Annotated in this window: 14 protein-coding genes and 4 pseudogenes; 10 read left to right on the forward strand and 8 right to left on the reverse strand. The window is 60.1% G+C overall.

The window, feature by feature from the left end; translation table 11 throughout:
• Positions 1-2,880: 2,880 nt before the first annotated feature.
• Positions 2,881-3,177: pseudogene (locus XI02_RS04255) on the reverse strand (integrase core domain-containing protein); the annotation flags it as partial.
• Positions 3,178-3,944: 767 nt separating this feature from the next.
• On the opposite strand from XI02_RS04255, the gene XI02_RS04260 reads away from it, so the two are divergent.
• Positions 3,945-4,226 (forward strand): DUF3892 domain-containing protein, encoded by a 282-nt coding sequence (locus XI02_RS04260; protein WP_370057846.1) that lies wholly within the window; start codon positions 3,945-3,947, stop codon positions 4,224-4,226.
• 1,754 nt (positions 4,227-5,980) lie between these two features.
• Here XI02_RS04260 and XI02_RS04265 read toward each other — a convergent pair.
• Positions 5,981-6,389, reverse strand: a pseudogene (locus tag XI02_RS04265) (IS21 family transposase); the annotation flags it as partial.
• A 1,418-nt stretch (positions 6,390-7,807) separates the two neighbouring features.
• Between XI02_RS04265 and XI02_RS04270 the strand changes: the two are divergent.
• Positions 7,808-8,308, forward strand: coding sequence for a reverse transcriptase domain-containing protein (locus XI02_RS04270; RefSeq protein WP_245164117.1), 501 nt, complete (start codon positions 7,808-7,810; stop codon positions 8,306-8,308).
• Positions 8,309-8,887: 579 nt separating this feature from the next.
• Here the strand turns inward: XI02_RS04270 and XI02_RS45035 are convergent.
• Positions 8,888-9,955, reverse strand: a pseudogene (locus XI02_RS45035) (recombinase family protein); the annotation flags it as partial.
• Between the two features lie 140 nt (positions 9,956-10,095).
• On the reverse strand, positions 10,096-10,425 hold the full coding sequence (locus tag XI02_RS04280) for a ribbon-helix-helix protein, CopG family (RefSeq protein WP_011084760.1): 330 nt from the start codon (positions 10,423-10,425) through the stop codon (positions 10,096-10,098).
• 119 nt (positions 10,426-10,544) lie between these two features.
• Here XI02_RS04280 and XI02_RS04285 point away from each other — a divergent pair, with 119 nt between their 5' ends.
• The 3 genes from XI02_RS04285 (at position 10,545) to XI02_RS04295 (ending at position 13,415) form a co-directional block, all read left to right on the forward strand.
• Positions 10,545-11,384: a group II intron maturase-specific domain-containing protein gene (locus XI02_RS04285; RefSeq protein WP_233475823.1), complete on the forward strand. Its 840-nt coding sequence runs from the start codon at positions 10,545-10,547 to the stop codon at positions 11,382-11,384.
• A 168-nt stretch (positions 11,385-11,552) separates the two neighbouring features.
• On the forward strand, positions 11,553-12,899 hold the full coding sequence (locus XI02_RS04290; RefSeq protein ID WP_011084757.1) for an IS5-like element ISBj5_B family transposase: 1,347 nt from the start codon (positions 11,553-11,555) through the stop codon (positions 12,897-12,899).
• Positions 12,900-13,136: 237 nt separating this feature from the next.
• A complete protein-coding gene (locus tag XI02_RS04295) occupies positions 13,137-13,415 on the forward strand; it encodes an HU family DNA-binding protein (protein WP_011091019.1) in 279 nt (92 codons plus the stop codon).
• Here XI02_RS04295 and XI02_RS04300 read toward each other — a convergent pair.
• On the reverse strand, positions 13,412-13,567 hold the full coding sequence (locus XI02_RS04300; protein WP_018646329.1) for a hypothetical protein: 156 nt from the start codon (positions 13,565-13,567) through the stop codon (positions 13,412-13,414). The two genes, XI02_RS04295 and XI02_RS04300, sit on opposite strands and share 4 nt — an antisense overlap.
• Before the next feature lie 1,463 nt (positions 13,568-15,030).
• Here XI02_RS04300 and XI02_RS04305 point away from each other — a divergent pair.
• The 3 genes from XI02_RS04305 to XI02_RS04315 all read left to right on the forward strand — a co-directional run bounded on the left by XI02_RS04305 (position 15,031) and on the right by XI02_RS04315 (position 18,156).
• Positions 15,031-16,362 carry a coproporphyrinogen-III oxidase family protein gene (locus XI02_RS04305; RefSeq protein WP_011091016.1) on the forward strand — a complete coding sequence of 444 codons (1,332 nt, stop codon included), beginning with the start codon at positions 15,031-15,033 and terminating at the stop codon, positions 16,360-16,362.
• Positions 16,359-17,570, forward strand: a complete 1,212-nt coding sequence (locus XI02_RS04310) for a hypothetical protein (RefSeq protein ID WP_011091015.1) — start codon at positions 16,359-16,361, stop codon at positions 17,568-17,570. Before XI02_RS04305 ends, XI02_RS04310 begins: the two co-directional genes overlap by 4 nt.
• 82 nt (positions 17,571-17,652) lie before the next feature.
• Positions 17,653-18,156: a GNAT family N-acetyltransferase gene (locus XI02_RS04315; RefSeq protein WP_011091014.1), complete on the forward strand. Its 504-nt coding sequence runs from the start codon at positions 17,653-17,655 to the stop codon at positions 18,154-18,156.
• A 413-nt stretch (positions 18,157-18,569) separates the two neighbouring features.
• On the opposite strand, the gene XI02_RS45040 is transcribed toward XI02_RS04315, so the two are convergent.
• On the reverse strand, positions 18,570-18,947 hold the full coding sequence (locus XI02_RS45040; RefSeq protein ID WP_223154118.1) for a transposase: 378 nt from the start codon (positions 18,945-18,947) through the stop codon (positions 18,570-18,572).
• Between the two features lie 126 nt (positions 18,948-19,073).
• Here XI02_RS45040 and XI02_RS45045 point away from each other — a divergent pair.
• Both XI02_RS45045 and XI02_RS04325 read left to right on the forward strand, forming a co-directional pair.
• A pseudogene (locus XI02_RS45045) lies at positions 19,074-19,302 on the forward strand (ISL3 family transposase); the annotation flags it as partial.
• Positions 19,303-19,476: 174 nt separating this feature from the next.
• Positions 19,477-19,929: an RNA polymerase sigma factor gene (locus XI02_RS04325; RefSeq protein ID WP_018646330.1), complete on the forward strand. Its 453-nt coding sequence runs from the start codon at positions 19,477-19,479 to the stop codon at positions 19,927-19,929.
• 324 nt (positions 19,930-20,253) lie between these two features.
• Here the strand turns inward: XI02_RS04325 and XI02_RS04330 are convergent, their stop codons facing one another.
• Both XI02_RS04330 and XI02_RS04335 read right to left on the reverse strand, forming a co-directional pair.
• Positions 20,254-21,183 (reverse strand): DUF2493 domain-containing protein, encoded by a 930-nt coding sequence (locus tag XI02_RS04330; RefSeq protein ID WP_011091010.1) that lies wholly within the window; start codon positions 21,181-21,183, stop codon positions 20,254-20,256.
• Positions 21,184-21,906: 723 nt separating this feature from the next.
• A complete protein-coding gene (locus XI02_RS04335) occupies positions 21,907-22,809 on the reverse strand; it encodes a transposase (RefSeq protein WP_018646331.1) in 903 nt (300 codons plus the stop codon).
• Positions 22,810-23,085: the final 276 nt, after the last annotated feature.

Consider the following 23,085-nt stretch of genomic DNA (forward strand, 5'->3'; position numbering starts at 1 on the left):
GCAAGTGGGCCGCCGGTCGGGTGGAGATATCCTCCGGTGGCCCTGACGGTCAGTTTCAATGCGCTGTCATGCTTTTAAGCGGCTAGCGTGGCCGCCATGGATCCGACAGGTGCATGCAGACGCTCGCCCCGCAGCACAGGGGAATTGCGGCTTTACCAGAATTAAGCAGCGCCTCGATGAGGCGACCCAAGCCCAGCAACAGGAACGCTGGTGCTTGAAATCGCCCTCAGGCCTCGGAGCTTCTCGGCGGCGCTCCAACTACTGAGAGCCTCGTGTGTTAGATACGTCGCGGCCAATTCATTCCAGGATCTCACGACCTGATTCCAGCTCTCTTTTCGGGCGGGCAAGAGCTCAAGCATCCTTTGCGCCTTGCGGGCAGCGGCAAACCTCCCGTCTCGCGTAGCGTCTTTCAGAATTCTCCGCACCAACACTTCGGTTCGCTTCCATCCGGCGCCCGTCGATCTATCCTCGGCCAAGGAAGCGAAGTACACTCGAAAGGTCAGGGCACGTTCGGCGGCGATGCCCGATGCCAAGCTTGGCTCGTTCAACCATCGGTAAAGAGACTCGAGCTGCTCCGAGTCGCCGAGCGTGAAAGTGTCATCATCCCCGAAAACCAAGAATGTCGCGAAACCGGCGATCTCAAGTTGCATGCCCAAATCTTGTGAGTCCAGCCAACGGGTGATTGCTTCTAGTGGAGACATAGCTTTGCTCTCCTGTGGGGTTGATCGCGATTCAGCCCGGAGGACACCGCGCGGGTCAACTACAAGAATTTGTAGCTGACGGAAATAAAGAGCTGTCAGGCGTGCCGCCGCTATGGTGTTTCTGCATTGAACGGAGGGATTTCCGAAGGACGGCTGAGCAGCGCCACCCCGCGCCGACGACTTGCAAATTCCGAGCCTCGTTACTCCAAGAGGCGCTTGTTCGATTGGAGAAGATTCGGCGGCTTGCGATATCCGTTGGAACATCAAGGACGAGCCCAACCCCGACCAGCTCGAAGGAATTGACGCTCTGAAGCACGGTCGCTAGGGCAAGGTTGTAATCTTTGAGGCGATCAGCGAACATGACGGATGTGCGGATTGACACTTCGACGTGGGAGCGCGAGTACGGGAAGAAGCCAAGCGGGCGCCGCTATCGGCGCTTCCGGATCATATCGCCCAGTATTGCAGTCAAAGACTATTAATTAAGAACGGAGATCCCAATGACGTTCCCCAGGGCGTGCAGGGGGGCAATAGAAAGGGCGCGGCAACGCGGTTCGGCTCAAATCGTGCTGCTACCGTGAGGGACCCTGACGAGTTTGACGATCGAACGCATGTTTTCCCGAGGGCTGAGACGGAACAAGAGCTTGGGATCACGGTCATAATGGAAAAGTGGATCGTCTCCCAATCCGTCATCAATCCAGCCTTTGACTCTAACGAGAGAGAAAAGACTGGCTAGCAGCTAGGCGACATCTCGCTCTCGACACTCGATCTCGCCGATTGCAGCCGCGATCGCTCGTGAATAAGGGAAGCGACCAAGGCCCGGCAGTTGGTCTCCCCGGTCACAGCAACAGTCCAGCCCTATCACTACAAGGCGCTGCTCCTTCCGAGCCCACCAAATTCGGTAGTTGAGGCGACCGCGGCAGATTTGCAGAGTAAGGCCATCTGTCGATCACAGGGGCGAGGCCGGAGCAAGCTTTATGGCTGGCGTTCAATACTTCGTGTCGCGCCATAAAGGCCGGTGGAAGGTTGCGCTCAATTTTGAGTACTCCGGCCCCTACGCCACTGAGGAAGAGGCGACCGCGTCGCCGTCGACGCCGCGGCAGGGCACGTCGCTCAGGTTCTCGTTCAAAGGGAAACCACCAATTTAGAATCGAGTGGACATATGGCCACGACCCATACCCCCACCAGCCAGCTAATCGCTGACCACATGAGATCGGCGCCGACCTTTCCCGCCACGCCCGCCCCGCAACACCAAAGCGCGTGGCATCAGCAGGGCGGAATCTCACACCGAACACTTATCCACTTTCCGACCGCGCTTCTGAGGCCGGCCCTGTCGAGCGCTGCCGTGCCAGGTTCTGCAGCGGGCGTGCCCTTGGTCTGCGTGGGGAACAAGGCGTTCGTCGCAGGTCAACAAGATCGGCGGCGTCAGCGACGCCAGCATCTACAAATGGAAGGCCAAGTTCTTTCAGCGTCGAGCCTTGCAACGGAAGCGCGCGGTTTCGTCGCGCCTAGAGTAGAATATTAACATTGCAACCGTCTAGGTTGTGTGCGACCATAGGCTTGGGTCTCAGAAACCGAAGACAGCATCAGTGGCCATCAATGGGCCAGCGTGCTAACAGCCCCGTTCGGCGGGGACGGTGCGCCCGTGTCCAAGGGCACCCCAAAAGCACATTGGCCGGTCACGATTACGGTTTCTGAACCCCGGCAGCCAGTCCGCTACCGGCATCAGAGCTAAAAGCAAAATCCATGAACCATCAGCGAATCTCGCGCCGCGTCGTGGCGATCGCTCGCGTCTGTAGTCTCGAAGTTCTGCACGACAACGAAACATCTCAGCAGAGGGCCGACCGGTTGATGGCACCGCACAAGCGGGGCAACCGTTGTCCGTTGTCAAATGATTTGAGGCTGATTAGGCGGCTGGCGAAAGGAGCGTCGGGCTCCTCAGGGGCTAGAGTTTAAGCGGCCTGCACTCGATGCTGCAAGCGAAGGTTGCGTCTCATCGGCGCTATCCTGCTCGAGCGGCGCCCAAGTTGAGCACCCGCAAGCAAGAGTCGCACGGGCGCATGTCCGTCGTCACGACGATACCCAAGGAAAAGGCGAAGGGGTTTGTTCGCAGGCTCGCTGAAGCTCTTTCCGGCAATCATAGTCAACGGCCCCGGGTTTGCCGGAGGCCATTTGGTTTAAGTTATGCCGCCTTGGCTGGTTGTTCCAGCATGGCGTAGTAGCGTTGCTCGGCTTCGGCCGGCGGGATGTTTCCGATGGGCTCCAGGAGCCGCCGGTTGTTGAACCAGTCGACCCATTCGAGAGTGGCGAACTCGACGGCCTCGAAGCTGCGCCATGGCCCGCGCCGATGGATCACCTCGGCCTTGTAGAGACCGTTGATGGTTTCGGCAAGAGCGTTGTCATAGGAATCTCCGACGCTGCTGACAGACGGCTCGACGCCAGCCTCAGCCAGGCGCTCGGTGTACTTGATGGATACGTACGTTAAAGTGCTGGTCAAGAAAGCTGACGTTTCATCGAAATGACTTTGGCTACCCTACAGGACATGAATTGCCGGAGAGCTGCCTAGTCGAACTCCTTCGCCGCTGATGTTCACGAGTTTAAGTAGGCCTTGTTGACCAGACCGTCGCCGAAGACCGGGGCTGACCGCCTTTGTCCCCGAGAGAGTCGTGCGGCACTCAACCCTCCCACTCTAGAAGCGCGCGTATGCGTGCAGCGATCCGCCGCGCGTCGTTCGGCCTAAGATTGGGCTTCACGCTGTCGAGGATGCCTAACACTGCCCGAGCCTCCTCGGCATCAAATGTCGCGACTTGGCGATCTGCCAGGCTCAAAGACTGATCGGCCGCCCGGGCCTGATTGGCTGTAAGCACCTCAAGCGCTTGCGACCGTAGGGCCGTGATGTGCCGCTCGAATATATGCATCCTTTGGCCCCATGGTTGGGAGTTAGCGGCCACGTGGCTCGGCGCTCAATCTGAGAGAAGAAGAAGCGCTGTCCCTACCACGCGCGCCGCTAACTCCACCGCCAGCTTCGGGAGGGAAGAAGGCTGTCGGTAGGATACATCCACCGCAAAAAGCCGTGGCACAACTACCAGAACTGGTTGCCGCATCACAGTCACGGTCGCCTGGCAATGGGGGCGCGACTCGGCGCCGAGAAGGATGCAAGGCAACCTACTGGGATTGGTCGGCACACTAACCCACGGCCGAGGTCCACACTGAGGCTCTTTTTTCTTGCAGATGGGAGAGACCCGAGTGACCAGCCGCATACGAATTCAATGCATCAACAAGACTGACAGGCAGAACCCTCACGAGCGAATCAAAAACGTTGGCGGAGTAAACCCGGACGGGTCTAGGTGGAAGCAATCCGTCGATCACACGATCAAAGAAATCGAAAACGGTGTATGGGAGTTCTATGTCGAGGAAAAGCGCACGGCCGATGTGATTGTGGCCGTCCACAACGGGCACAAGTACATCAAGACGAAGGCCGACGGCATTCAACCGGACAATTTGCTTTCACTCCCTGAGTGCCCCTAATTGTCGCAAGGATAAAGTTCATTGGCGATCCGGCTGATCAGTAGTATAATTTTGATAGAGCGCCTCCCGAGAGTCACTTGAAAAGGTTGGACGTGTACGCTCCTATCTGCCAGCCTTCCGTTCTGAGGTCAGCCAGGCTGGGAGCGGATCGCTCGATGCGGTCTCCCCGGTAGGCAGACCGGACGCCCGGTCCAGATACCAATCAATCGCCTTGCGATCCCAACGCTGAGTGCCGGGGATAGCCTCCGGTACCAAGCCCTTCTTAATCCACGTGTTGAACGCGTCCTTGGAGCACCCGCAATAGGCGGCTGCGTTGGCCTTAGTGAGGCCCCGAGGTGCGATCTGATCGGCGCGTAGTATCCGCTCCGAACGTCTCAGCTCTGCGGGCGAAGGTCTGTCACGCTGATGATCACCGTCCATTTGGACCTATGGTAGAAGTTAGCGGCAACGTGACTCCGCGCCCGAGCTGGAATTAGAGGCGCTGTCCCTACCACGCCCCGCCAACTTCAACATGGCCAGCGTCAAGCGACTGAAGCTGACGGCGGAAAGTATCGTCCGGGAAAGCCCGTGGCGCAACTACCAGGACTGGTTGCCGCCAGACGCTTGGGCGATCAGTCTCAGCGACCGGAAGCAACGCGGGCACGGCTCGGCGCCAGGTCAGGATAAGAATCGGGCGTTGTCCCTACCGCGCCCGCGCTGCAATTGAGATTAGCGGTGACGTGACTCGGCGCTCTAGCCCCCTCGCGTACACCGGGGCACGCACTGTCCCTGCCACGCGCCGCTAAGCTCAATGGCTGAGTATTCGGGCTAGCTTTCCAAAAGCTGACAAAGATCCGCGCGGAAAATTTACAAACGAAAAGCGGCCCGCTTGGGCCGTTCAAAGCTCAATCTGTTGTGGGCAATCATGCAGCCACGCAAAGACGCTCGCTAGACTGTAAGGCCGTGCGACTTCATGGCCGTCAAGCTTAATGGGGTGATCTTCGATAAGATAGAATTGCCCGTCGGCTGTTCTGACCATCCGATCTCTTAGCTCAAACCACACGCCCGTCGGCCACCTTTTATAGGATACTCGCGTCGCGAAATGGACCGCTTCAGCAATGTCCCGCGCGCGCAAATGCCTTAAAGGCTTAGCCTTTGGTGCCATGATTTCCTCGTCGGCTCAAGAGCCGCGCGGATGCGACTCGGCGCCTTTATCGGCTGGGGGGCTTAGATAGAGGCGCTATCCCTGCGGCATCCGCACTGCCCCGTGAAGTTAGCCCCTCGGATCATAAAGGCTAACCCACACCCTGCTTTCCCATGAACCTTAATCCGCTGGGAGCTGAAGTGCGGTTTAGCGAGAAAGCCGCCGTGCGTGGCCTACCTAAATTGATAGGCCAGACTGAGCGACTTAACGCCGCTCAGCCTGCCAGTATTTCAGCCTCGGTCTTTTGCAGATCGATCAGGCCGCATTAAAAAGGCGTTCGGCCCGCTTACGATCAGTGGCAGCCGCATCACGACGGCGGGTCGGATTGGCGCTCAGCCAATCTATTGCCCGCTTACGGCCGATTGGCGTCACGATTTCAGACACTCCCGGCTCCCACGTCTCTTCGACCAAATAGACTCGCCCGCCCGCCCGCCCGACCAACGGATTCGTTCGGCCTAGAAGGTTCTTAGTGTTGTTTGAGAGTGTAGGGGCGACGGCGCGTGCGGGAGGCCCATCTATATTGGTCCCAAAGCCGTTGAGCTATGCTCTGGTGCGTGAAGACGCGTTCCCCGCTCTCGATCGAGCCGTTCTCATGTGCGATGCCCGCATTGTTGCGCGTTGGCGCCATGCCATAGTGGCCCATCAGCCCGGCGTAGCGCTGCGTCAGATCCTCCCGTGCGTCGGCGGCCAGATTGCGGAACGCTGCCGACAGGCTGTCGCTGCGATGCTCCCGCGGCACGCCGCCAAGCGCCCACAGCGCGTTCTGCAAGCCCGCCGTTGAGCGCCCGCCAGGCGTTGATGCGCCGCTCCAGCGTGCGGCGGATGTTCGGGTTCAGGTCATGATGCCGTCGGCGCAACTCGTCCAGCACGCCGATCACGCGGATGCCGGGCGCAGCCTTCAGGATCGGAACGATCTCGGCCTCCCAATACTGCGCGAGCGGATCGGACCGGCGCCGGCCCCTCGGCGTCTTCTTCTGCGCGCCTGGGTCTGTCCGACTTCACCGATGGCGGGCGACAATCGCCCTCGATTCTTCCCACCCAGATCGTCGCGCTATACCGAGAGCCCGGCCCAACGAACTCAATGGTGATTGGCTCTCTGACCCGGCGATTGCGAATCTCCGCTTCCGCGATCAAGCCTCGGCAACACGCCGCGCTCACGAGAGTCGTTGGCCGTGTCTGTGATCCGCCGCCGCTTGGTCGATGCCCCTCACAATGACCGCCACGAACCTGCCTGTCTGCGATGATCGGTCGAGCCTCGACGCTTAGGTCGCTCTCAGTCCAGCTTCAAAGACGAGGACCGCGAGCACTCGGGGTGCCTGATCCAGTCCAGCCCCTTCGGTGTGACGCTAGCAGCTCCGCGGCAAGATCTGCCCTGTTGGCTAGGGCGCGGTCAGCCCGTGAAGTGGATGAACGCCGTGGTGCTGACGGCAATCGTGCAGACGGCCGCAGATATTGTGTACGAAGTCGGTGAAGGCATCGCCATCTGGACGATTCCATACGTGACGCCGTGCCGGCGTCGGTGGCGGGCTCGACGTAACCTCACGAATACCCTTCGTGACACGGATATCTTATACCGGACAGGGTGAACGCGCGGATGGAACAGTGTGTGATCGCGATTGATTGGCGCGACATTCAAGAGCGACGGCCGCAAAAGGTCACATTTTCTTTAAGAACCAAATGCAATCTGTCGCCTGATCGTCACGGCCGGATGTACGCCGTGGCATCACGGGGCCCCGGCTTTCATGCCGGGGTTTTTCGTTGTGTGCCGAGTATGAGCGACAGCTTGGAGGTGGAAGTCCTCTATCCAGCCTGATGGCGGCGAAGGATTAGCGAAGCGCAAGGGCGTCATCGTGAGGTGGGGTCTGAAGAAAGCGTGGAGCAAAGCCGCGGCCCGATGGACAAACACCGGATAACGAGGCCTACCCGGCCGGACGAGCGAGCAATTGATCGCGAAGTCCAAGGTCATCAAAGGTCGGGGTGGTAAATTCGGCGGGCGTGCGGTGAAGGCGGTCGGTCTTACCTCGGGAGGTCTGCGCTGTGTCTCGGCAACGAGACTGAGACCGTCGCAAGACGGCCTGACCGCAGCGCAGAAGTCAGCCGAGGGCGTAGTAGGCGGCAGCGCGCCGCTGAAGGCCTGAACGGTGGAAGTGGTCAGTAGAGCGGCGATCTCGTGCGAGCCATGCGGCAGAAGAATCAGGTCGAGCTGAACTTGAGCCCCGGAGCGGAGGGTGAAGCCCGAAGCGCCGGCGCCCGAGAGCCTGAAGCGCGTGCGGCGGAAGTCTGTCTCGAACGCCCGGCGGTCGCAGGACCGTCGATGGAAGACGTTGTCGAGAGTGAGAATCTGAAGGCAGCGTTGGCGCAAGTAAAGCGCAACAAGGGCGCGGCGGGCGTCGACGGGATGACCGTCGGCGAGCTGTCAGCCCACCTGAAGGAGCACTGGCCTGCGATCCGAGCCCAGTTGCTTGACGGCACCTACAAGCCACAGCCGGTGCGGCGGGTGGAGATACCGAAGGCGTCGGGCGGCCTGCGGCCGCTCGGCATTCCGACGGTGCTCGACCGCTTGATCCAGCAGGCGGTGATGCAGGTGCTGCAGGCGGATTGGGATAGGACGTTCGCCGAGACGAGCTTCGGCTTTCGGCCGGGGCGCTCGGCACATCGGGCGGTGGAACGGGCGCAGGCGTACATTGCGGCCGGCCACAGCATCGTGGTGGACATCGACCTGGAGAAGTTCTTTGACCGGGTCAACCACGACATCCTGATGGGACTGGTTGCCAAGCGGGTTGCTGACAAGCGCATCCTGAAGCTCATCCGCGCCTTCCTGAATGCGGGTGTGTTGGAAGGAGGGCTGGTCAGTCCGACGGAAGAGGGCACGCCGCAGGGCGGTCCGATGGTTCCCTGAACGCAAAAGATAACTTTGCGGTGGGGGAGCGGTCACGGAGCTATTGGCGGCGCCGGGCGCCTTTCCACCGGGAGGGGTGGGTGGGAGGGGGATGGAGTGGCGGATGACGATCTTGTCGTCGCCAACGAGGACTTCCTTCACGAGAAGGCGCAGCACGCGTTGGCGTTCGATTATATCGAGCGCGCCGACGGACGAGCGGAGGCGCTCGAGGAAGCTAGTCACGGATTCAGCGAGACGCAGACAAACCTCCTGCTCCTGCGATTGGTCTTCGATCGCCTGCAGCGCCGACAAGCAAGCCTGTTCGCGGCTACGCAAATCGGGCATGCGACTGCGCAGCTCTTCAAGTGAGAGAAGGCTCTCTTGATAGGCCGTGAGGAGACGCTCGATGCTTTTCCGGGAGCGCGCAAGATCGCGGCGAAGCGTTTCCTCCCGGCGCTGTGTGGGATCGGAGTTGCGCGCCGCCTTGAGCCGGCGCTCAAGTTCGTCTTCGATGAGCTGTCGGTCTTCAAGTAAACGCGCGATCTCTTTCCATACCACCTCGTCCAGCAAATCCTGGCGCGTCGGGCGACTGTCGCAGACCGGCCCGCCGAGCCGGCGCCAGCCATCCGAGCCCAAGCAGCGGTAGTAATGGATGGTTCGAGCGCTCGACCTGGTCGAGGTGCGATAGAGCCCATAGCCGCATTTGGCGCAGCTCAACAATCCTTGCAGGGCGCTCGGCGTGATCGTGCGTCGCGGGGCATGCTTCTTGTTGGCTTCCAAAAGCTCGTTCGCCAATGCGAAGGTCTCTTCGCTGATGATGGTCGGCACAGGGATTTCGATCCACTCTGTGCGAGGAAGCTCATGATTTGCGCTATTGCGAGGAGCGACGCCGCCGCGCAATCGCAACGGCCGCGTCACACGCATGCGCGGCGCGATCCGCGTCTTGCCAAAGCAGGCCGTTCCTTTATACGCGGGATTGCGCAGCATCGCCCAGACCGTCGAGCGCTCCCAGCGGCCTGTTTCTTTGGCTGTCGGAATCTGGCGCTCATTGAGCAGGCGCGTGATGGCGCCGATGCTGTGGCTTTTTGCGGTGTAAAGCTCGTAGACCCAGCGCACGATACCGGCCTGTCGCTCGTCGATCTCATAATAGGCGGCAGAGTGATCGGTCTTGCGCTTGTAGCGATAGCCAAACGGAGCGCCGGAAAGCACGCTCACTTGGCCTTGAAGGGCGCGATGGCGCTTCCCTCGCCGCGACCGTTCCAGGATTTGCGCGCGTTCATATTCGGCGATCATGCCCTGAAACTGCAGCAGCAGCTCGTCTTCCGGCGTCGCTGCCCGTCTCGAGCGAATGAACAAGACTTCGACGCCGGCGCGCGCGAACTCTTCGATAAGAAGGATTTGATGCGCATAGCGCCGGCTCAGCCGATCGGGAGCGTAGACGAGCACGGCTTGGATCCGCCCTTCTGCGGCGAGGTCGCGCAGTCGTTCAAGTCCGGGGCGCAACAAGCTCGCGCCGCTATAGCCGTCGTCTTCGATCACCCATTCCGCCGGCACGTCGCAGTTCTGCTCGCGCGCGAAAGCGATCAGCGCGCTCGTCTGACTGGCGATCGTGTTCTCCTCCTTCTGTTTGTCCGACGACACTCTGGCGTAAATCGCGGCGGTCTTCATCTTCGCCTCCCGTCACATCGGCGCCAGCGCGCGCGAAGCGCACCTGATCTGGAACGAGAATTTCGTAAACCTGTTCAAGTTTGACGGCGACGAGGCGATCGAACGCAAATTCGAGTCGAACGTCGCGTTTTTTTCGCCGCTCAGCCATCTTCGCGGACAGACGCGAGATAAGCGGCCACCGCTCGGCGCATCACCTCGCTTGCCGAAAGCCTGGAAGCCGTCGCATGCGTCTGGAGTTTTTGGGCAAGATCGGCCGGCATCTTCAGGGAGAGCGTCACTGATGGCTGCGGCGCGGGAAGGAGCCGCTCCCTGCTTTTGGCCACTTCGAGATAGCGATAGGCCTGCCGCAGCGACAAGCCGCTTTCGCGCGACAGCACCAAGGCCGCCTCCGCCATGCCGATTTTCTTCGCGAGCAAGCGTCGCGCCGCCCTCAGCCGCTCGGCTTTCTGCGCTTGCGTCGATCGAATCATATGACATAACGGTATTACCTTTTGCGTCTCAAATCAACAACGGCTCTATCACGCCAGCCGACGATGACGCGTTCAAAGCGGAAGTTATCTTTTGCGTTCAGGGAGCCCTCTCGCCGCTGTTGTCGAACCTGATGCTGGATGTGCTGGACAAGGAACTGGAGAAGCGCGGCCACCGCTTCGTGCGTTACGCCGACGACTGCAACATCTACGTGCGCAGTCAGCGGGCGGGCGAACGGGTGCTGGCTGGCGTCGAGAGGTTCCTCGAAAAGCGCCTCAAGCTCAAGATCAACAAAGCGAAGAGCGCGGTTGCCAAACCGAGTGTTCGCAAGTTCCTGGGCTTCAGCTTCACCGGCGGGCAAGAACCGCGGCGGCGCATCGCGCCGCAGGCACTCGCCCGCTTCAAGGCGAAGGTTCGGGAGCTCACGCGACGCACGCGTGGTCGATGCCTCGTGCAGATCGCCAAAGAACTGTCGACCTACCTGATTGGGTGGCACGGCTACTTCGGCTTCTGTCAAACCCCGTCGGTGTTGCGCGTGCTTGACCAGTGGATCAGGCGACGGTTGCGCGCCGTTGCCTGGAAGCAATGGAAGTATGGACCCGCTCGCTTTGCCAGTTGCGACGCCGCGGCGTCGGCCGGGATCTGGCGGCGCAAACCGCCGGCAGCCCACGTGGCCCTTGGCGGCTCGCGAACAGCCCCGCGCTCACCATTGCTCTGCCAAACGGCTTCTTTGCCTCACTCGGCTTGGCTTCCGTCGCGGCACGGCGACCCGCATAATCCGCTGAACCGCCGGATACGGACCCGTATGTCCGGTGGTGTGGGAGGGGCGGAGCCGCGAGGCTTCCCCCTATCCCGATTTCAGGGAGTTCGAAAGTCTGCCACTGCAAGACATTTTGGATTGGCCGTTGAAATCGAACTCGCCGATGCCAAACGCGCGCTACAAAAGAGCCGCGCTAATTAGTCGTCCGTGAAGAAGGACTAAGCCACTGATCGGGAATCTCGATTTGGGCTAAGGGGCATTTCCAGATTGCAAGGTTTTGATGCTTTGGGCGTCAGAACCTTGCGATTTGGTTTTCGTGGATTCCCTCGAAGCGGGAAGCATGATTCCTTGTCTGCATCGGAGGGAACGATGCGGCCGAAGAAGCACAAGACGACGGGATCGAACGATCTGTTCCGGGCTCGGCTCGACCAGATCATCAATATGAAGCACGAGCTGGTTCTGCTCGCCGGCAAGGTCGATTGGGACTGGATCGACGGCGAGATCGCGCCGCTCTACAGCGAGAACGGCAGGCCCGGGATCGAGACGCGCTTCATGATCGGTCTGCTGTTGCTCAAGCACATTTACGGGCTGTCCGATGAGGAGGTGTGCGAGCGCTGGGTCCATGACCCATACTTCCAGTTCTTCACCGGGGAAGAGTTCTTTCAGCACACGTTCCCGCACGAGCGCTCGGACCTGAGCCATTGGCGCAAGCGGCTTGGCGACAAGCTGGAGTTGCTGCTGGCCGAGAGCTTGCGGGTAGCGCACGAGGCCGGTGCATTACGCAGCCAGGACCTCAAGCGGGTTACGGTCGACACCACGGTGCAGCCGAAGGCCATCACCTTTCCGACCGATGCCAAGCTGCTGCATGCGGCCATCAAGGGGCTCAACCGCCTGGCGATCAGGCACGGCGTCAGGCTGCGGCAATCCTATGCTCGCATCGCCAAGGCCGCCGCGATGATGGCCGGCCGCTACGCCCATGCCAAACAGTTCAGGCGGCATCAGCGGCAGTTGCGTATCCTGCGTAGCCGGCTGGGCCGGATCATCCGCGACATCCGCCGCAAGATCGAAGGCCAGCCAGCACTGGAGCAGGCGTTCGCCCTCCCGCTCGGCCGGGCCACGCAGATCCGCTCGCAGCAGCAGCGCCAGCGCGGCTGGAAGCTCTATTCCTTCCATGCCCCGGAAGTGGAGTGCATCGGCAAGGGCAAGGCCAGCGCGCCTTACGAGTTCGGCGTGAAGGCCTCCATCGTCACCAACAACCGCCGGGCTCCCGGTGGCCTGTTCGTGCTGCACGCCAGCGCACTGCCCGACAACCCCTACGACGGTCACACCTTGCGGGACGTCATTGACCGCACCGAGACACTCACCGGCTGTCCGATCGAGCGGGCCTATGTCGACAAGGGATACCGCGGCCACGACGCACAAAATCCCCGTCGCGTCTTCATCTCCGGCCAGAAGCGCGGCGTTTTCGGTGTCATCAAGCGCGAGCTGCGCCGCCGCTCCGCCATCGAGCCCATCATCGGACACCTGAAGGCGGAAGGCCACCTCGGGCGCTGCTACCTCAAAGGCCGCGCCGGCGATGCCGCCAACGTCGTCCTCTCAGCCGTCGGACACAACTTCCGCCGCATCCTCGCCTGGCTGAGATATCTCTTGTGCCTGTTCCTGGCCCAGCTATGGCGCACGCTCGCCCGGCCAGCCTCGATCAATCCGGCTTCTTAACGGACGACTAATTATGACGAGTTCGCTCCGGCCATCACCCAGAAGAATGCAGCCAATCGCCGGCTTGCGCGCCAGACCCGTTCGCGAAAGCTGCTCACGTAAGCCGAATCCATGGGATAATTCGCGCAAGCGGCCAGGCCGCGTCTTGACGTGGCTGCGATGCGCGCTCCTCTATGCTTAGAGCGCCGAGGCTGCGCGCAGCCAATTGCAACCGACATCCCCGAGGAACGTCACACCATGACCACCGCCACTGAAATCGCCGACGAGATCGCCAAGGCGTACAATCTGCCAAAGGCGCAAGCCAAGGCCATCGTGGACGGTGTCTTCAAGTCTATCGCCGATGCAGCAGCGAGCGACGCTGAAACCAATGTGCCGGGCTTTGGCAAGTTCAAGGTGAAGCACACCCCGGAACGCGAAGGCCGCAATCCCTCGACTGGCGCGACGATCAAGATCGCGGCGGCGAAGAAGCTGACGTTCGCCCCGGCCAAGGCCCTCAAGGATGTGCTGAACGGCTAAAGGCAGGAGCGCAGGCCGGCCCCCTTGTCCGAGGGTTCTCGATGCGAGACGGGCCGTGCCTTGACGTTGAAGGCGAGCGTGCGGATCGGACCGGTCAACTCGTTGTTGCCGGTCTTCCGGAAGATGCTGATGGTCGCCACGGTGTCCTCCATGATCTCTGTTTCCGAGCTCGCACCATCGGCGCTAAAGCCGCGGTTAGCGCAGGCTCGATGATGAAGGCTTGGTGCCAGTCTGGATGCCTGGAGCGGCCCCACCGTCCTACCGATATCAGCCGCGCGTCAAGCGGTGTTTGGCTGGTCCGCCTGCGGCCATTCCGGTGAGTCGGACGAAGGCCGTGATGCTGACGGCAATGGCCCCGACGACCGAGAAAATCGTCTGCGAGGCGGGTGAAGGTATCGCTATCTGGGCGATTCCACGAGGCCCACCGCGATGCCGCCGTGCAGCGCTTAGTGGCGTCCGGGTCAGGGGATGATTGGAGCGATCTCGTCATCCTGTATAGCTATCAGCTCATCGGGCCCAAGCCGAGCCTTTGCAACTGTTCCTCTTCGATCGGGCAGTTTAGGGTTGCAGCCTTGGCGCCGCAGTCTTTCATGGTCAACTTCCCGGCTGCCAACGGATCGGTGGCCGCAACCGCGCAAGTTACGTGCCTGAATTCCTCTTCGTCGTCGTCGCTGCCTTCCTTGAAGATGGCGACCGTCGGATTGAGAGAGACTAGTCGCCGTCAGTCACGATAGGCGCTGCACAGGTGTGTCTGGTTCAAGCTCTTTTGTTCGAGACTGGACACCGAAGCGCAAGCCTCACCTCCTCGCGGTCCGGAGCGCGTGTTTGCGCCTGTTTTCAAGCAAGCGTTGCCCATCTTTGATGGCACGTCGCTTGCTGGAACACGGTGACCGATCCGCCCGACCGTGGCGGTCTCTCCGTCGTCGGCCCAGGGATTTAGATGAGACTTGCTCGACTGATCAGAATAAGTGCAATTGCCGCGACAACGTGGAGTTGGGGGCGGCCCGAACTTTGCCGGGCGCAACGCCGGAGTCGTTGCCGTCATCCAAATTGGCTGACGCTCAAGACGATCGGATCGACCTACCATTCGGCTCAATTAGTCCCGAGCAGGCCCGAACCAGTGTGGCTGGCTGGAGCTGTCATGCGGCATGCGGAGGATCCTGCAGGGGCAATCTCGGCATCGCCCAAGAGGCAAACGAGGTTTGGCGCCCTGCGAAAGTGGCGGCTGCGGAGAAAGGAGCGAAGGGAGGTCGCGCGAAAGCTTCGTGGCTCGGAGCGAATTCGCCGAGACCACCTCCGCTTCCAACACGTCTGTGGGGAGCGCATCATTCTCTCGACGAATGCTCGCGCCCGTCGGCGCCGCCGCGCGCACAATGTTCGCACCGACAGCGACATCCTTACGTCGTCGCCGAACGAACAGAACTGCCATCGCACCTTTGCCTTAACGCAAAATCCTAAGGAGCACGAAAGATGAGTACGCCGACCTATTCCGAGGCCCTGGAATTCGCGATCGACCGCTCGTACGACATCAACATTGACATGTTAAGGTCGCGCAATTTGCACCTCGACACGTTTAACGATTACCTGGTCGGCACATATCCCCCCCCTTAAGGCCATGGGGGAGATCAATCCAGACATATTGTTGGATCGCATTGCGCCGTCGATTGACCTCTATTTCCACATCCCCTTCTGTCATCAGAACTGCACCTTTTGCCACTTCGGCAAGGAGATCAATCCTCCTCCCCGACGAGTCGAACGCTACTTGGCGGCCCTGGATAAGGAGATGAGTTGGTCAGACGCGGCGCTGGCCGGCAGCGCAATTGAGACAGCCTTCATTGGAGGCGGCACTCCCTCATTCTTGACGAACAATCAGCTCAAAGCATTGTTCGGTATGATTGGGAAGCGCTTTGACTTGTCCAATTCGGAGGTGAGTTTCGAGTTACATCCGTCTCTTGCCAAGCAGGCAGACGCTGCCGATCGCATATCTACTCTCCTTAAAGGCGGCGTAAACCGCTTCGTGCTGGGTGTTCAGACTCTAGATCGAGATATTTTGCGGATACTCAACCGCGGGCATGGTGTGGACGAGGTGATGCAAACCGTAAAGTTGCTGAAGGGGATGGGTGTCGAGAACCTGTCGCTCGACCTGATGTACGGATTGCCGCAGCAGACGCTCCGGAGCTGGTACGGCTCTCTGATCGGCCTCCTCGATATGGAAGTTGAAAAGTTCAATATATTTCCATTGATGTTCAAATCGACCGACCCCATAGCTCGTCACTTGGCGCGCGGACGATATCAATTCGCCGGGGCGAAGGAGCGCGTCATGATGCATTTTATGGCCGAGCATATGCTCACGAGTCTCGGCTACCGCCATGGACCGATTTTCTATTGGACTAAGATGTCGCAACCGCACTCCTTTCAACAAGCCCGAAAATACGATTCCTGGAACGATAATAATCTGGTCCCGTTTGGGGTCAGCGGATTTGGTTTCATGAGCGAGTGTCAGTTCTACAACGAAGTGGATTTGGATCGCTACTTGTCCAGGGTCGAAGCGGGCGAGAAACCGGTGTGGAAAGGCGTCGTCCTATCGCAGGATGATCTCATGCGCAGGACGTTAATGTTCGCCCTGCGAAGCAGCGGCGTGTTGCTCTCCCGCTTCGAACGGGAATTTGGCGTATCCCTTGAAGTATACTTTGCTCGCGAGCTAAGGGCCTTGAAGGAGGCAGGACTCATCTGCATTTCGAAGGATGGCGTCCTTTCGTTAACTGATGCCGGCACTATCAATTCGGGTGCAGTGTCACTGCTGTTCTTCTCGAATAATGTGCTTGAGCAGGTCGCATACAATGACGGTCGGATAGCAGACAAACGAACGGATCTTATCGAAAAACATGATTACTCGCCGGCGGCGAGATACGGCTCAAGTGTTCAGATGAAAGAGGTCTTTCAATGACATCGGTGGTGCGCCCGACTGCGGTCGATAGTGGTTCGCCAGTCGCCCCTGAACGGTCGCCCAACCGTTCGGAGGACATTTTTTCTCATCTAACTGATAGCATTGATCGAAGTGAACGAAAGCGTCCGCTTGGACCAGTGAGCAACTTTACCGTCGAACAACTGCCGCATTGTGTTGCGGAGATCCAACGTAGTGAACGACCAAATGGAGCGATAAAGGCGTTCGGGCGTAGCGTCAACGCAATGATTGGTGAGGCAGACTACAGCGGGCTGCTGTTGAGGCTGCCGCAGTGCGATTTCGAAATAGCCAAAACAGACATCCAGTATCTCGTCAATTGCACTTATCAGATGTCGGCCTTTGCCGGCCTCGATCCTTCTGACGCCGAATTGACCGTGGGAGCGGAATTAAGCCGCCTGGCGAGCTTGACGTGCCAGCGTCAGCCTAGCGTTGGTGTCCTCTCCTACGAAGACATGATCCTTACGAATCCGGTACAGAGCGACCCCCGCCTGTATTGCCTTGGCGCAGTTGGCGTCGAGGAGCGTGATTTTTGCGCCGGCCATCAACTGATCGAGAGCGAATTGCAGTCAGCAATGGATGCGCTGCTCGACTTGCGAGACTTAGGTGGCGCGGATGCTTCTCGATGTCTTACGCAATGCGTGGCGCGGCTTGAGTCCGCACAAGATGTTTTGACGCGTTTCGAGGACCATATGTCGCCAGAACTGTTCAGCCAGTTTCGCGCGTTCTACGGAAAAAATCCTTATAGGAATACGCTTGGTCCAAGCGGCCGTTTCTCGGCTCGCGTTGTCGCGGTCTCGGTTTTGCTGGTCGGCGAAGAGCTATTTCGTCAAAAACCTCAATTTTATTGGGATCTATATCGGCTGTCCGAATACTATCCGCAGACGAGCATTGGCAAGGTGTTCTGTTGGCTGTCGCCAGACAACAGGGATGCATGGCTCAAGCCAGCCTGGCTCGAAGGGAAAGCGGACTTTCCAAGGTCTGCAACCATTTCGCCCGTGGTCGAGCGCGGCGGCCGTGAAATCGAGAGACTACACGAGGCCTGTGTTTGCGCGCTGGACCGATTTACCCGGATGCATCGTCGTGCGGCCCTGAAGCACACGGTTGAGCCAGGTCGACCACTTGTCGGAGTTGAGGCGTCGGAGAGTATTGAGGTCGTGCTTTGCCAGCGGCTATTGACACTGCCTCCGTAGGCCGAGGATTAGTATCTGCTCGGAAGAACCCGGGATCGTGTCGGAGCACCGGCGTCCGATGCCAAAGGATAAAGTATCATAGATGTCTAAGGACGAAGTGATCTTTCGTCGGTTCGCGCCAGCGGACACCGATAATGTCTGGCATCTGCATACAACCGCGTCGCAGGATGTTGGTGTATGTAGTCCGGAAGGGACATGGGGCGATGATCTACGGAATATCGGGGAGGTCTACATCAAGTCAGGCGGCGACTTCATGGTTGCGCATATCGGTTCCGATTTCGCTGCCATGGGTGGCTTGAAACCGCTTGACAATGACGTCGTAGAATTGAAGCGCATGCGGGTCCATCCCTCCTTTCAACGACGGGGGCTTGGAAGACGGATTCTTCGTGAGTTGGAATCGCGAGCCGTTGCGCTGGAATTCAAGCAGATCGTGCTCGACACGACAACGATCCAGGTAGGGGCTCAAAGACTCTATGAGAGCACTGGCTATGTTCGCCGCAGAGAAGGGATACTGGACGGATATGCGGTGATCTTTTACGAGAAGCGGCTCACCGGTCGGGACGAGTTCTCTATGCCAGGTAAGTAAGGCTGGCAGGCGCGCCGGCCCCCAGTGCTATCGACGGCTTCCTAGCGCAATACTATCATTCGGCCCTTTAATTTGCAGTTCAATGTCAAGCAATCCTTCTGGATTCGCCTGCGGCACGACGGTAGCGCTCGCGCCGTTGGCCGGGGTTGTGGAGATGGTGCGAGCGCAGCTGATACATGATCGTCGGCCAAGCATTGCACGCGCCCTGGACCTGCGGATGCCATCGCTGAGATCATGGTCCTTTCCGAGGTCGCGCAGCACCTCATGATGAGGTCCGGGGCGGACGCCTCAACGTCTGCAGCGGAGTACGGTCGAGCCGCCACCAGCCGAATGAATGAACGAGGTCGTCACAAGCACCGTCCCAGCGGGACATCGCTAGTTCGGCGGACCGTACCAGGAGCTGACAAACCGGGTCAGGCTTCCTTCGCCTGACCCCAGTCGAACGATGTGCCATTGACCCAGATGCAGTGAAGAACTATGGCGATCTTCCGCGCAATGGCGACCTTTGCCTTCCTCATGCCGATCCGCTTTGCGAGCTTCATGCCCCAGGCGTTGAGGGAGGACCATTTCTTCGTTCGATAAAGCAGGACGGCCGCGGCTTCAAACAAGTAGGTTCGGGGAAGCCGGCCACCCCATCGAGAGATCTTGCCAATGGTTGCGCCGGGCTGACTGCGCCGCGGTGTAAGGTCCAGATAAGCGCCGACGGCTGATGCCGATCGAAGGTGGGATGGGTCATCAATCGTATGTCGGATCTTTAAGGCCGTCACCACGCCGACACCAGGAACCGTCATCAGGCGGCGTGCGGTCTCGTCCAGTTTTGCCAGTCCGCGGACTTCGTCGTCGATCTTGTGGATCAACAGCAGCGGGGATATCACGCCGAGCAGTGGATGATCGCCACTCAAGATCTCGCGACCTGATACGCCAGCATCATCTGTAACCTGGAAAGGCACCGGATCGTCACCCTGCTGCCGGATCCAAGCCCGGCTCGCCCTCATCCCACGATCGCGATCGCGGCGGGGGATATGGCGAAGCTGCGGCAAAGGCCCTGCCGCACGCGGTTCAGGTCGCAGATCGTTGATGGAGAACGCCAGTCGAGCCTTCCTCGATGCCGTCCACAAATCGATGCGCCAGATCCGCAGCGCAATCGGGGTCACCGTCTCCGAACACCATAGGCAATTACCGCGGCAAAAAGAGAGCCTCGGATTTGTGAGGCTTGCCCTGATATTATTCAGGAATTGCGATTCTTACGGTAGCTGACTTCCCGCCTACGACTGCAGCCTCGAGGTCGTCACGATTGTGCGAGCCTCAACAAAAACACGCATGCTGCCGGGAGGAGTTGGCTGGAACGACATCCTCCACGAGGCGATCGCACGCGTTCTCGACGGCTCGCGCCCCTGGCCGCCAGACGTACCCATTCTTGCGTTTCTGTCGGGTGTCATGCGCAGTATCTGCAACGACCATTGGCGGCGTGCGCGGCTCGAGCAAAGGCTGCTTGTGAGCCGAGATGATCCGGACCAGAGAAGCTGGCCCGGTGACGAGGCCGATGAGGAGCCCGATCCGGAGCGGATCCTGGCCGCCGCCCAGAAGTTGGCCAACGTCTATCGGCTGTTCGAAGCCGATCCCCGGGCGCTGAAGATCATTGCGGGCATGGCCGATGGCCTGACGGCCAGAGAAATCTGCAAGGTCCATGATATGTCCGAGCTCGACTACGACACGACGCGACGGCGGATGCGGCGCACCCTGCTGCGCCATCAACAAAACTGGAGTAAGTGACACGCTAGCACCCCAGTCTCGATCTGGCCCGCCTGCTCGGAGCGCTGAGCGAGGAAATCCTCGCCGCGAGCGATGAGGAGGTACGGCAGACCTCCGCTCTGCAAGGATGGACAATTACCAACACCGCCCTCGACGTCGGAGAGGTGATCAAGGCCGCGCGCGGGGACGAGAGTGGGGGCCTTGCTCGAAATTGTGATCTGAACGAAGATCCGAGCAAACCCGGTGCAAGGCTGCGGCCGACGCGTCGGGGCCGCAGCTCAAATCGCACAATCAGCCGCATTGAGCGAGCCGCAGGCTTCTAGCCGTTAGTGTTTGCGGCAGCGCTTACGCGCCGCCAAACCTCCAGACCGGGATGCCGAGCTTCTTCGCCTTGTCGGCCAGATTGTCCTGGATACCGGTACCGGGGAAGTGAATCACGCCGATGGGTAGCGTCTCCAGCATCGCATCGTTGCGCTTGAACGGCGCGGCCTTGGCATGCTTCGTCCAGTCGGGCTTGAAGGCGATCTGCGGAACCTTGCGATTGCCGGCCCACTTGGCGGCGATCAACTCGGCGCCCTTGGGGGATCCGCCGTGCAGCAACACCATGTCCGCATGCTTGGCGTGCACCTGGTCCAGCTTGGCCCAGATCAACCGGTGATCGTTGAAGTCGAGACCACCGGTCAGCGCGACTTTCGGTCCGGGCGGCATGAGCACCTGATTGTCGGCGCGCTTCTTCGCGACCAGGAAGTCGCGGCTGTCGATCATCGCGGAGGTCAGATTGCGGTGGTTGACCCTCGACCCGTTGCGCGGCCGCCAGACGGAATGGGTGTGGCGTTCGAACTCGTCGGCGGCCTGGTCGCGCATCAGCTCGAAGGCGTTGCGTCGCTCGATCAGTGTTTGACCTTCCGCCGTCAGGCGCTCCAATTCGACGGATTTCACCTCGCTGCCGTCCTGTTCGCGCTGGGAGCGCTGCTGGGCCAGTTCATTGCCGTCGAGCTCTCGTTCGATCCTGTCGCTGGCGCGGTGGAAGACGTTCACCGTCGACCAGAGCAGGTCCTCGAGGTCGGGCTCAAGACGGGTATCGGACAGCTCCACCACGAGGGCATCGAAGATGTCGACGATGCTGCCGGCGAGGACTCGCGCTTCAGGGAGCCGCCGGGGATCGGGCTCATCGTGGAAGGGACGGTAGCCAAAGAGCTGGAGTTCCTGGAGCACTTGGTCGGTTGGGGATGAGCTTTGGTGCGGCTCGAGATCGTCGTCGTGGTCGGTGGTCATTGCGGCTTTCCCTGGTCGGATCGACCGCGCCCATCGCGGCCTCACATGAGAGTTGTTTGGTCAAGGCAAGAATGAGCGGTGGTGAACTCGAGATTATTGTGGAGTACAAATCGGACGCTTGGTGCCGGTGTAGGAGCCATCTTCGCCGTGATTGAACGTACCGATCTGAGCCATTTTCGTTTCTCCTGACTGTTCCTCGAAGCCACCCGATGCGGTCTCGATGGCGGTCGAGAGGCGATGGACGGCCGGCTTGCACCCGGAGGGCCGCAGCACAGCGGAGGACGGCGATAGCCGAGCTTCTTGTCTCGCGAGGAAGGCGTGGCACACGCCGGGGAAGAAGGTCGGCGAAGCCGTTGCTGGCATAGGCCGGACAGCGCCAGACCAGCCAAGAGAGAGGCCGCACGGTGGCTTCGTCGGCAAGTCTGCCGAGAACGACGCTGGCATTGGGCGCACCTCGATATCGTCGGCGCTGCCCCTTACCGGCCTGCTTCCCGCTCTCGAACCCAAGGTCTGAGCCGATCTGCTGATCCGCGCCAATGCACGTATCAACCTCACATCCGGTCGCCGCGCATGCGGCCGCACCAAAATCCCGCCTACGGCGGCAAAGGCTCAAGAGGACGAGACCATTCTTCGTGACGGCGTGCGAGCCAAGCCGCGATCCGGTCGTCCACCCTGGTTCCGGGCGAGCTGATTAGGCCCGGACCGAACTGGGAAGCGATGTTGTCATGGCCGAACGATGGCGCCTTCGATCACAACTCCGGCGCTAACGTATTTCCACAGAGCCACGATGAGCTTGCGCGCCAATGCCGTGATCATGACTTTCTTGAAGCGGCCGCCATTCTGGGCGACACGCTCGTTGAACCATCGGCTGAGCGCCGAGCCGGGCTGATGACGCAACCAAAGCCAAGCCATCTCCAGCAGTGTGGAGCGCAGGCGCGTGTTTCCGGACTTTCCGATTCCTTGATCCCGGTCGAACTGGCGCTTCATATGCTGCGGGAGATCTCGTCCATCACCGGTTCGCACAGCCTCGAACCGCTCGCGCCGACCACGCCGGAGTGGATCGTAATCGGTGACGCCCTGCGAGAAGAGAAGGCCCTTGATTCGGTTGCTATGCTGGATTCGCTCCTGCATCAGCACCATGCGTTCGCGTGTTATGCGGCGACGGTCCTCGTCGTCGGGCGAGGGCACACGCAGCATCGAGCAAACACGCGGCTCGCCTCGCTCAAAGGCCAGCAAGGCTCGGATGAGGGTCTCTCCATCCAGCCGGTCTGTCTTGATCCGGCGACGACGCCGCGAAACTGCGATCGAGGCGGCGTCAACAATATGGCTCTCGTGCCCTTGGGCCTGCAGAACCCGATGGACCCAAAAGCCGTCGAGTCCAGCTTCTTGAATGACGATGATGGGATAGGATTGGTCGGTTCTGTCCAATGCCTTCTGCTTCAGTCGGGCGAGACGTTCCAAAAGCCCCGCAATGTCACCACCCATCACTGTGTGACGTGACAGCTTCTCCCCCGTTCCCGGCACCAGCGATGTGACGAGCCAAGTCTTCCGGCTCAATTCGACAGAGACGAAGATTGCGTTCAGTACTTTGTTCGTCGTCTTGTTAGCATCTCCATTTAATTTCATCTGATCGCTCCCTTTTCGACGATTGGCAATGCCGATCGTATCGAAACGGACCGCCGTCGCCACTCATAGGATCTTCATGGCGACGAAAGCGGCGGGCGGAACGGACTTGCACCCGCAGCGCAGCGGAGGGCCGGAGCGTTAGCGGAGGAACGAAGGGGGCCGACTATTTTGCCTCGCGATGTAAAGGCGGCTCTGCCGCCGACGGAAAATAGTCGGTCCACGAGGTTGCCGGTCCGGGCCGCTTGCCGCCCGATCGCCCTCTCGGAAGGCCGTGGG

Origin of the sequence: Bradyrhizobium sp. CCBAU 21365 (genome assembly GCF_015291305.1) — a bacterium.
GTDB lineage: Bacteria > Pseudomonadota > Alphaproteobacteria > Rhizobiales > Xanthobacteraceae > Bradyrhizobium > Bradyrhizobium elkanii.

What these genes read in the sequence shown, in the direction of transcription:
- XI02_RS04315 (WP_011091014.1), top strand. Translation starts at nt 17,653, where the DNA reads ATGTCTAAGGACGAAGTGATCTTTCGTCGGTTCGCGCCAGCGGACACC.
- XI02_RS04310 (WP_011091015.1), top strand. Translation starts at nt 16,359, where the DNA reads ATGACATCGGTGGTGCGCCCGACTGCGGTCGATAGTGGTTCGCCAGTC.
- XI02_RS04290 (WP_011084757.1), top strand. Translation starts at nt 11,553, where the DNA reads ATGCGGCCGAAGAAGCACAAGACGACGGGATCGAACGATCTGTTCCGG.
- XI02_RS04280 (WP_011084760.1), bottom strand. Translation starts at nt 10,425, where the DNA reads ATGATTCGATCGACGCAAGCGCAGAAAGCCGAGCGGCTGAGGGCGGCG.
- XI02_RS04330 (WP_011091010.1), bottom strand. Translation starts at nt 21,183, where the DNA reads ATGACCACCGACCACGACGACGATCTCGAGCCGCACCAAAGCTCATCC.
- XI02_RS04295 (WP_011091019.1), top strand. Translation starts at nt 13,137, where the DNA reads ATGACCACCGCCACTGAAATCGCCGACGAGATCGCCAAGGCGTACAAT.
- XI02_RS04300 (WP_018646329.1), bottom strand. Translation starts at nt 13,567, where the DNA reads ATGGAGGACACCGTGGCGACCATCAGCATCTTCCGGAAGACCGGCAAC.
- XI02_RS04325 (WP_018646330.1), top strand. Translation starts at nt 19,477, where the DNA reads ATGCTGCCGGGAGGAGTTGGCTGGAACGACATCCTCCACGAGGCGATC.
- XI02_RS04305 (WP_011091016.1), top strand. Translation starts at nt 15,031, where the DNA reads ATGGGGGAGATCAATCCAGACATATTGTTGGATCGCATTGCGCCGTCG.
- XI02_RS04270 (WP_245164117.1), top strand. Translation starts at nt 7,808, where the DNA reads ATGACCGTCGGCGAGCTGTCAGCCCACCTGAAGGAGCACTGGCCTGCG.
- XI02_RS04335 (WP_018646331.1), bottom strand. Translation starts at nt 22,809, where the DNA reads ATGAAATTAAATGGAGATGCTAACAAGACGACGAACAAAGTACTGAAC.
- XI02_RS45040 (WP_223154118.1), bottom strand. Translation starts at nt 18,947, where the DNA reads ATGACGGTTCCTGGTGTCGGCGTGGTGACGGCCTTAAAGATCCGACAT.